Raw genomic sequence first — 1,680 nt, 5'->3', positions numbered from 1 at the left:
GGCAACAGGAGGAACACATGTTACACTTGTTCTTTCTGGAAGGTACCATATATCATTTGAAGAAGCAGAGGTTATGAAGCAGGATTACAGCAATCATAATGAGATCTTCCCGGTGGTAAAACCGGTATTTGAAAAAATGGCATCCATTGTCAATAAATATATCCATGATCAGAAGATCAAAGGGATCTATCTGTGTGGAGGAACTTGCTGTCTCACGGGAATCGAGGAAATATTCGAGAAAAAAACAGGTATTAAAACCATAAAGCCGGAAAATCCATTCTTGGTGACGCCGGTGGGGATTGCGATGAATTGTGTGGAATAGTGGTGTTAAGGATGCGGGCATTCGCTGTAAAATTTTGAATGTTACAAAAATGACAGGGGTTATAGTATGGTAAAAGAAAAGAGATTGTCAGACAGTGTCTCAGAAGATATACTGGCGATGATAACCATAGAGAAACGATTTGGACCAGGGGATAAGATTCCCAATGAAAATGAGCTGTCTGAGGAACTGGGAGTAAGCAGAACTACCCTTCGCGAAGCGATCCGCATATTGGCTACCAATGGGGTAGTGGAGATCAAAAGAGGCTGCGGAACCTTCGTGTCTGAGCATATGACTGATATCAGCATGGAAGCATTAAAGCCCCTTTCGGAGGCAAAAATGGATGCCAGGGATCTGTATGAGATTCGGCTTATTTTTGAACCAGAAGCAGCTTTCCTGGCGGCAACCAGGGCTACGGATACAGAAATGAAGCGGATTCTAAACTTTGGAAGCCAGGTAGAAGAAAAGATTAAAAAAGGGGAAGACCGAACGGAAGTTGAGCAGGGGTTTCACAATGCAATTGCCAGGGCTACCCATAATGAATTTATCAACCAGTTAATGCCGGTCATCTACCGGGCCATTGATAAAGGTGTCATTTTGTCAAATCAGAAAGAACTGGCAGTACAGGACACCCTGTCAGATCATAGAATGATTATGGAATTTCTGGAGGCCAGAAATGCACAGGGTGCAAAAAGTGCCATGAAAATTCATATTCTTCATGCTATGAAGGAATTAGAAATAGAATCATAAGCGCTCCCGGTAACGGGGCAGTGAAATAAAGGCAGGTGCAGAACAATTGTACCTGCCTTTATTTTAATGAGAGTTGTATGATGTATATATTGACATTAGACAACATATGTATTATTATACATCATATCTCCTGAAACGGGTTTGAAGATGAAAAAATCATAAAAAAGAAAGGCGGCAGTATTACAGGCAGTCCTGTAGTCGGATATGGGTGAGAATATGAGAAGTGACATCATTACAAAAGGGGTAAATGCAGCACCCCAGAGGTCTTTGCTGTATGCATTAGGTTTGACAGAAGAGGAAATGAAGCGTCCGTTTATTGGTATCGTAAGCTCCAAGAATGATATTGTACCGGGACATATGAATCTGGATAAAATCGTGGAGGCTGTAAAACAGGGGGTATCCATGGCAGGGGGCGTTCCAATTGTTTTTCCGGCAATAGCAGTCTGTGACGGCATTGCCATGGGACATGAGGGGATGAAGTATTCTCTGGTGACCAGGGAACTGATCGCCGACTCCACAGAAGCCATGGCTACGGCACATCCTTTTGACGGGCTGGTGATGGTTCCAAATTGTGACAAAAATGTACCAGGTTTATTAATGGCTGCAGCAAG

Annotated in this window: 3 protein-coding genes; all 3 read left to right on the top strand. The window is 43.0% G+C overall.

From position 1 onward, the window contains the following. Positions 1 to 322: pilus assembly protein PilM (pilM, locus tag ACH2DQ_RS04585; RefSeq protein ID WP_395025748.1), on the top strand; the 322-nt coding region annotated here is incomplete at its 5' end. A gap of 66 nt (positions 323 to 388) precedes the next feature. Further along, entirely contained in the window at positions 389 to 1,069 is a 681-nt protein-coding gene (locus tag ACH2DQ_RS04580) for a FadR/GntR family transcriptional regulator (RefSeq protein ID WP_394915313.1), read from the top strand. A 216-nt stretch (positions 1,070 to 1,285) separates the two neighbouring features. Next, positions 1,286 to 1,680: dihydroxy-acid dehydratase (locus ACH2DQ_RS04575; RefSeq protein WP_395025745.1), on the top strand; the 395-nt coding region annotated here is incomplete at its 3' end.

Source organism: Robinsoniella sp. (genome assembly GCF_034124845.1).
This window is presented reverse-complemented; position numbering and strand designations above follow the sequence as displayed.

What these genes read in the sequence shown, in the direction of transcription:
- ACH2DQ_RS04580 (WP_394915313.1), top strand. Translation starts at nt 389, where the DNA reads ATGGTAAAAGAAAAGAGATTGTCAGACAGTGTCTCAGAAGATATACTG.